The sequence below is a fragment of the Paraclostridium sordellii genome, from assembly GCF_000953675.1.
GTDB lineage: Bacteria > Bacillota > Clostridia > Peptostreptococcales > Peptostreptococcaceae > Paraclostridium > Paraclostridium sordellii.
The window spans coordinates 2,242,622-2,251,267 of record NZ_LN679998.1 but is presented as its reverse complement, the minus strand read 5'-3'; the positions used below and the strand labels follow the sequence as shown (position 1 = coordinate 2,251,267).

7 protein-coding genes are annotated in these 8,646 nt (G+C 28.0%); 6 read left to right on the top strand and 1 reads right to left on the bottom strand.

Annotation, left to right across the window (positions count from 1 at the left end; all coding sequences use genetic code 11):
* A partial coding sequence (locus ATCC9714_RS10775) for an SH3 domain-containing protein (RefSeq protein ID WP_208872217.1) occupies positions 1-1,226 on the top strand: 1,226 nt, incomplete at its 5' end.
* Between the two features lie 57 nt (positions 1,227-1,283).
* On the opposite strand, the gene ATCC9714_RS10770 is transcribed toward ATCC9714_RS10775, so the two are convergent.
* Positions 1,284-2,168, bottom strand: coding sequence for an AraC family transcriptional regulator (locus ATCC9714_RS10770; protein ID WP_021127955.1), 885 nt, complete (start codon positions 2,166-2,168; stop codon positions 1,284-1,286).
* Between the two features lie 319 nt (positions 2,169-2,487).
* Here ATCC9714_RS10770 and ATCC9714_RS10765 point away from each other — a divergent pair, with 319 nt between their 5' ends.
* The 5 genes from ATCC9714_RS10765 to proC all read left to right on the top strand — a co-directional run bounded on the left by ATCC9714_RS10765 (position 2,488) and on the right by proC (position 8,646).
* Positions 2,488-3,648, top strand: coding sequence for an MFS transporter (locus ATCC9714_RS10765; protein ID WP_021127954.1), 1,161 nt, complete (start codon positions 2,488-2,490; stop codon positions 3,646-3,648).
* A 218-nt stretch (positions 3,649-3,866) separates the two neighbouring features.
* Positions 3,867-4,430: a helix-turn-helix domain-containing protein gene (locus tag ATCC9714_RS10760; protein ID WP_021125855.1), complete on the top strand. Its 564-nt coding sequence runs from the start codon at positions 3,867-3,869 to the stop codon at positions 4,428-4,430.
* An 18-nt stretch (positions 4,431-4,448) separates the two neighbouring features.
* Positions 4,449-5,360: a trans-4-hydroxy-L-proline dehydratase activase gene (locus ATCC9714_RS10755; protein WP_021127953.1), complete on the top strand. Its 912-nt coding sequence runs from the start codon at positions 4,449-4,451 to the stop codon at positions 5,358-5,360.
* Between the two features lie 4 nt (positions 5,361-5,364).
* The gene (gene hypD / locus ATCC9714_RS10750; protein WP_057545252.1) at positions 5,365-7,734 is read left to right on the top strand and encodes a trans-4-hydroxy-L-proline dehydratase; all 2,370 of its coding nucleotides are present in this window, start codon (positions 5,365-5,367) and stop codon (positions 7,732-7,734) included.
* A gap of 105 nt (positions 7,735-7,839) precedes the next feature.
* Positions 7,840-8,646 (top strand): pyrroline-5-carboxylate reductase, encoded by an 807-nt coding sequence (proC, locus tag ATCC9714_RS10745; RefSeq protein ID WP_021127951.1) that lies wholly within the window; start codon positions 7,840-7,842, stop codon positions 8,644-8,646.

Below are 8,646 nucleotides of genomic sequence, written 5' to 3'. Positions count from 1 at the left end.
AAGTAGAAATAGTAGAAAGTCAAAATGGATGGTATAAGATAAAATATAACGGTGGATATGGATATGTATCAGGAGATTATGTAAAAGTAGGTGGAGAAAGTAAGCCAGATGTAAAACCAGAAGAGCCAACAGTTAAAAATACAGGAGTAGTAAATGCAACAACATTAAATGTAAGAAGTGGGTATGGAGCAAATTACTCAAAAATAGGAACATTAACAAATGGGTCGAAAGTAGAAATAGTAGAAAGTCAAAATGGATGGTATAAGGTAAAATATAACAGTGGATATGGATATGTATCAGGAGATTATGTAAAAATAGATGAACAAAGTAAGCCAGATGTAAAACCAGAAGAGCCAACAGTTAAAAATACAGGAGTAGTAAATGCAACAACATTAAATGTAAGAAGTGGGTATGGAGCAAATTACTCAAAAATAGGAACATTAATAAATGGAACAAAAGTAGAAATAGTAGAAAGTCAAAATGGATGGTATAAGATAAAATATAACGGTGGATATGGATATGCATCAGGAGATTATGTAAAAGTAGATGGAGAAAGTAAGCCAGATATAAAGCCAGAAGAGCCAATAGTTAGGAATACAGGAGTAGTAAATGCAACAACATTAAATGTAAGAAGTGGGTATGGAGCAAATTACTCAAAAATAGGAACATTAACAAATGGGTCAAAAGTAGAAATAGTAGAAAGTCAAAATGGATGGTATAAGATAAAATATAACGGTGGATATGGATATGTATCAGGAGATTACGTAAAAGTAGGTGGAGAAAGTAAGCCAGATGTAAGACCAGATTCAAATCCACAAGAATCTAACGTTATGTTTATAGGAACAATAACAGCAGATAGATTGAATGTAAGAAGTGGATATGGAACAAATCATTTTGTAACAGGAACACTAACAAATGGAGCAAAGGTAGAGGTAGTAGAAAGTCAAAATGGATGGTATAAAATAAAATATAATGGTACATATGGATATATATCAGGACAATTTGTAAGTAAATCAGATAATGGTATATCTTCAATTAATAAAATTGGTACTGTTAATGCAACAACATTAAACGTAAGAAGTGGATATGGATCAAATTACTCAAAAATAGGAACATTATCAAATGGAGCAAAGGTAGAGATAGTAGAAAGTCAAAATGGATGGCATAAAATAAAATATAATGGTACATATGGATATGTATCAGGAGATTTTATAAAAGTAGGGTAAAAAATATATATTAAAAGTAAAATAAAAAAATGCTTAAGATTTTTACTTAAGCATTTTTTACTCTATATCAAATGGACTTTGTTCAAATTCCACAATTCTATCTAAATAATGTTTTGGAGACACCCCATAAGCTTTTTTAAAAGCTCTAACAAAACTTGAATAATCTTTAAATCCACATTCTATACATGCATCGCTCATAAGATACCCCTTTTTTATAAGGGATTTTGCATAAATAAGTCTTTTTTGGACTATATAACTATGAAGTGAACTTCCTGTTTGGGATTTAAACTTACGCATTAAGTAATATTTACTCATAAAAAATGTATTAGCAATAGTATCTATTGACAAGTCTTTATTTAAGTTATCATTTATAAAGTTAAAAATATGTTGGATAGTTTCATCATATTCAACATCATAAGAATCACTTTCATTTTTCAGAAATAATCTATTAATTAATACCATAAATTGAATAAACAAAGAATTTTTTAGTATAACATGGCCAAAATCATCAGATTTATCAGCACTTTTAATTTTAAATAATAAATTCTTAACATTTTCTAAATCAGATTTATTTAGTCTAAGTAAGTTTGATTTACTTTGAGAGGATAAGTTAAAGCAAGTAAACAAATCATCTCCATAAATATTATGTTTTTCTATATACTCAGGATTAATCCATATGACAATTCTTTCGTAGTACTTATTAGGATTTATAATTGGTTTATGTACTTCTGTATTACTTACAAATAAAATATCCCAAGGCTTTAATTTATAAGATTTTCCTTCAACTAAATAGTCTACATCTCCAGATATTAAGATTGTAATTTTATTAAAGTCATGATGATGATAATCAAATTCAATGTTTTTCATATCTTTAATATGAAATATTTTAAAATTATCATTTAAGTATCCTGATTTATATATATTTTCTTTATTTATGTTCATAAAGTACAACCTTCCATCTTATTATTATAAAACAATTTAAATATATACAATTAAATATACCTCAAATATATATAAGTGTATTATACTATATATACTACAGCATTTTTTGCAATTGTTAAAGCATTTTTTACAATGTTAACTCAAAACAAAAGCACAATATGCACTGTTATTGAAATAGATTGTATGAATATAAAATAGCAATAAAAGTATTAAGCAATATTATTAATAAACTTATTAATTGTACAAATTAAATCTATATCATTTACATATCAAAATATGTTATAATGGAATGTATTTAACAGATTGAAGGGAGTAAGACATGACAAAATATTATTTATATTATGTGCTTATATATGGTGGACTTGGCGCATTTATACCATATATAGTTCCATACTTAGAAGGATCATTAAATCTATCTGTATCGCAAATTGGGATCATAACATCCATTCCATCGATAATAGGAATACTAGTAGTTCCATTATGGGGAATTATAACGGATGTAACAAAAAAAGATAAAAGGATACTTGGAATATGTATAGCTATAAACTGCTTGATAATGGGATTATATTCAAGTGTAAAACTATTCCCTATACTTCTTTTAGTAGCTACATTAGCTGAAGCTTTTAGATATGCTATATCTCCATTAGCAGATAATATAACAACTGATTATTGTAAACACAATGATGTTAATTATGGATTTATAAGAAGTGGTGGATCGGTGGGATTTGCATTAGTAAGTTTTTTAACAGGACAGCTTATAAAAGTTACTGCAAATTCTAGAATAATATTTTTAGTATATATAGTTTTATTTGTTATATCTTTATTTGTATTACCATTTTTAAATTCTAAAAAATATGATGAAGAAGAAACTATGAAAGGATCTACACTAAAAAAAGATTTAAAAGAGCTGATAAAAGATAAATCATATTTATGGTTATTAGTCATAGTTATATGTACTATAAGTATTAGTGAAGTTACAAATGCATATCAAGGGCTGTATCTAATTGATTTAGGAGCTAGCCAAGGAGATATTGGAACATTAGTAATTTTTACTGCTTTACCAGAAATATTGTTTATGGCTAAGATAAATAAACTTGTTGAAAAGTTTGGATATAAAAAAGTATTTCAAATTGGTGCAATAACATTTTTAATAAGATGGTTAACTTGTTTGTTTGCAACTTCGCCAACTATGTTTATATTAACAGCACCATTAACAGCACTTGCATTTTCTATTATGCTAGTATCTTATATAGGCTATATAAAAGAAAAGTTCTCGAGTGAAATACAAGCAACTGCATTAACATTAACATCTATGGCTATAGGTGTATCATCAGCACTTATAAAATTGCCAGTAGGGTTAGGGATAGATGTATTTGGGTTAAAAGTATTGTACATATTATCAATAGTAGTTACATTTATTGGATTTATAGTATGTACTATAAAAAGAGAAAAGGCTAAAGAAACGAAGACTATAGGTTAAAACCTATAGTCTTTTATTATTGAAATTTAATCATTATATTTTAACTATAAATAAAATTTTATACATAAAAACGTTTTTATTTATGATAAAAAAAACAAAAACAAATAAATTAAATAATACTAAAATAATTTCATAAAAACACAAAAATAAGATAGACAAAATTATAACAATATAGTATATTTAAATTAAGGAAATGGTTTGCTAGAGAGGGGTTAAATATGAACGAGCACATAGGAGCAAAGATAAAACATCTAAGAACTCAAAGAAAAATGACGTTAAAAGATTTAAGTGAAAAAACTAATTTATCTATTGGTTTTTTATCTCAATTAGAAAGGGGATTAACAAGTATAGCTACAGATACACTAGGAACTATAGCTGATGTATTTGAAGTTGAATTATCTTATTTTTTCCTAAAACCAAGAACAAAGAAAAAACCTATAATAAGAAGTTATGAAAAAGAAGTATTTAATATATGTACATCAGGGTGTATTCAATATAATTTATCGAATAATTTAAAAGAGAAAATAATGTTACCTAGACTTGTAGATATACTTCCTAATAATACAGAAGAAGATATTCAACCATATATGCATGATGGTGAAGAGTTTTTATATGTATTAGAAGGAACTTTAACATTATTTTTAGATGGAGAAGAACATGAACTATACCCTGGAGATAGCATACACTACAATTCTTCACATAATCACAACTGGGCAAATTACACAAATAAAATGGTGAGAATATTAGTTGTTGCAACACCAAATCCTTTTAACGATAACTAAAATTTTGCAGGTGATTAAATGAAAAATCCACTAATATTAAATATACAAAAATATAGTTTACATGATGGGGATGGAATAAGAACTACTATATTTTTTAAAGGATGTCCACTGGAATGTATATGGTGTCATAATCCAGAGAGTCAAGCTTACAATAAAGAAGTTTTATATAATGAGGAAAAGTGTACTAAATGTCAGGCTTGTATAAAAAAATGTCCTCATGATGCTATATATATAGAAGCTGATAATATTTGTCTTAATAAAAAAAATTGTGAATTTTGTGAAACATGTTTAGATTACTGCTTAAATAATGCTAGAGAAATAGTAGGGAAAACTTATGATATAAAAGATTTAACTAAAGAAATATGTAAAGATATGGTGTTTTATGAGCAGTCAGGAGGAGGAGTTACTTTATCTGGAGGAGAAGTAATGACTCAAGATATTGATTATATAAAAAATCTGGCTAGAAGTTGTAAGGAAAAAGGAATCAATGTAGCCATTGATACATGTGGATATTCAAAATTTGAAAACTATGAAGCTATACTACCTTTTACTGATATATTTTTATACGATATAAAGTTAATAGACGAAGATAAACATAAGCTATTTACAAATAAGTCAAATGATTTAATTTTAAGTAATTTAGTTAAGTTAAGTGAAAAAGGGGCTAATATAAATATAAGAATACCTTTAATAGAAGGAGTTAATATAGACGAAAATAATGAAGAAATTAAGAAAATGATAGACTTTATAAAACCGTTAAATATTTCTAAAGTCAATCTATTGCCATATCATAATATTGGTATGCATAAGTATAAAAAGCTTTATATGAATTATGAAGGAGACGATTTAAAAAGACCTTCAGATGAAAAGCTAGAAGAAATAAAAGAATTATTCAAACAAAATAACTTTGATGTAAAGATTGGGGGATAATTATATGCAAAGAGGTAGTTTTGAAAGAACTAAAAAGTTAAGAAAACAAAGTTTAGATACACAACCATTTATAACAATTGAAAGAGCTAGGTTAATGACAGAAGGTTATAAAAAATATGAAGGAAGCGTAGAAATACCTGTGCTTAGAGCTTTAGCGTTTAAGCACTATATGGAAAACAGAACACTTTGTATAAATGAAGGGGAACTGATTGTTGGTGAAAAAGGAGACTCTCCTCAAAGTACACCTACTTATCCCGAATTATGTTGCCATACTATGGAAGATTTAGACATAATGGATAGGAGAGATATAATATCATTTAAAGTTAGCGATGATGTAAAAAAAATACATGAAGAAGAGATAATACCTTTTTGGAAAAATAGACAAATAAGAGCTAAAATAGTTAACTCTATGGAAAAAGAATGGCTAGATTGTTACGAAAATGGAGTATTTACTGAATTTATGGAACAAAGGGCACCAGGACATACAGTTTGTGGTGGAGAAATATACAAAAAAGGATTTAAAGATTTTAAACAAGAAATAATAGATGAAATAGAAAAACTTGATTTTGTAAATGACAAAGATGCATATGATAAAAAAGCTCAATTAGAAGCTATGTCAATTGCATGTGATGCTATTATGATTTATGGAAAAAGATATGCTGAATATGCAAGAGAATTAGCTCAAAAAGAAACGGATGAAAATAAGAAAAAAGATTTACTTTTAATAGCAAGTAACTGTGATGTAGTACCTGCCAATAAGCCACAGACATTTCATCAAGCTGTTCAAATGTATTGGTTTGTTCATGTAGGTGTAACTACAGAACTTAATATATGGGATGCATTTAGCCCTGGTAGATTTGATCAACATTTAAATCCATTTTATGAAAATGATATAAATGAAAATAGAATAGATAGAGATAATGCAAAAGAAATACTAGAATGTTTATGGGTTAAATTTAATAACCAACCCGCACCTCCAAAGGTAGGAGTTACTTTAAAAGAAAGTGGAACCTATACAGATTTTGCTAATATAAATACTGGTGGTATAACAGAAGATGGTAAAGATGGGGTAAATGATGTAAGCTATATAATATTAGATGTAATGGATGAAATGAAATTATTACAGCCGAGTTCAAATGTTCAAATAAGTAAAAAAACACCTAGTAAATTCTTAAAAAGGGCTTGTGAAATATCAAGAAAAGGTTGGGGGCAACCAGCATTTTATAACACAGAAGCAATTATTCAAGAACTTTTAGAAGCAGGAAAGACTATAGAAGATGCTAGATGTGGTGGAACTAGTGGTTGTGTAGAAACTGGATGCTATGGAAAAGAAGCTTATATACTTACAGGATACTTAAACTTACCTAAAATATTAGAGATAACATTAAATAATGGATTAGATCCAGTCTCTAAAAAACAATTAGGAATAAAAACTGGAGATGCTAGAGAATTTAAGTCTTATGATGAATTATTTAATGCATTTAAATCACAATTAAATCATTTTGTTGATATAAAAGTAAAAGGTAACAATGTAATAGAAAGAATATACTCAAAGCATATGCCAGCGCCGCTAATGAGTGTAATAGTTGATGATTGTATAAAAAATGCTAAAGATTACAATGCAGGTGGAGCAAGATATAACACTAAATATATACAAGGTGTTGGTATAGGAACAATAACAGATAGTTTAACTTCAATAAAGTATAATATATTTGATAAAAAGAAATTTAATATGGAAGAGTTATTAAATGCATTAAGTGATAACTTTGAAGGCCATGAAGCTATATATAACATGGTAGTAAATAAAACTCCTAAATATGGAAATGACGATGATTATGCAGATGAATTAATGCAAGATGTATTTAATTCTTTCTATAATGAAGTTACAGGAAGAACATCTCCAATGGGTGCTCAATATAGAATAAATATGTTACCTACAACTTGTCATGTGTATTTTGGAGAAGTAATGGGAGCTAGTGCAAATGGAAGACTTAGTCAAAAACCTTTATCAGAAGGAATTTCACCTGAAAAAGGTGGAGATACAAATGGGCCTACTGCTGTTATAAAATCTTGCTCTAAAATGGATCATTTAAAAACAGGAGGGACATTGCTTAACCAAAGATTTGCTCCAGCAGTAGTTCAAGGAGAAGACGGTCTTGATAATATGGCGAATTTAGTTAGAGCGTATTTTAATATGGATGGACATCATATACAATTTAATGTATTTGATAAAAATGTATTACTAGCAGCTCAAAAAAATCCAGAAGAATATAAAGATTTAATAGTTAGAGTTGCAGGATATAGTGATCATTTTAATAATTTAAGTAGAGCTCTTCAAGATGAAATAATAGGAAGAACAGAGCAAACTTTTTAAATAGCTAATAAAGGGGGATGTTTTAGGAGTTTTTAACTCCTAGGACATACCCTATATTTATTTAAAGTAAATGATAAAATTATAACACATAAGGAGATTGAAAAAATGAATAAAAAAATAGGATTTATAGGTGCAGGAAACATGGCTAAGGCTATGATAGGGGGAATAGTTAAATCAAGTTTAGTGGATGCAAATAAAGTAACAGCATCTGACTTAAATGAGAATGCTCTTGAAAATGCAAAGAAAGAATATGGGATAAATGTAACTACTGACTCTAAAGAGGTAGTAAAAAATAGTGATATAGTAGTAGTTGCAGTTAAACCAAATGTTTATGATATAGTTTTAGAAGGTGTGAAGGACTTAATAAGTGATGAAAAGATAATTGTTACTATAGCAGCAGGAAAAACTATAGAATCAATAGAAAATGTTATAGGCAAAGATAAGAAAGTTATAAGAACTATGCCAAATACTCCAGCTCTTGTAAATGAGGGAATGAGTGCTATTTGTAAAAATAAAAATATAACTGATGAAGAATTAAATATAGTTAAGAATATATTTAATTCATTTGGAAAAGCTGAAGTTGTAAATGAGTATTTAATTGATGCAGTAATAGGTGCAAGTGGATCTGCACCAGCATATGTATTTATGTTTATAGAAGCTATGGCTGATGCAGCAGTTTTAGCAGGAATGCCTAGAAATCAAGCTTATACTTTTGCAGCACAAGCTGTAATGGGTTCTGCAAAAATGGTCCTTGAAACAGGAAAACACCCAGGTGAGTTAAAAGATATGGTTTGTTCTCCTGGAGGAACTACAATAGAAGCTGTAAAAACATTAGAAGAAGAAGGATTTAGAAGTGCTGTTATAAAAGCTATTGGAGATTGTATAGAAAAATCTAAAGAAATGAGTAAATAA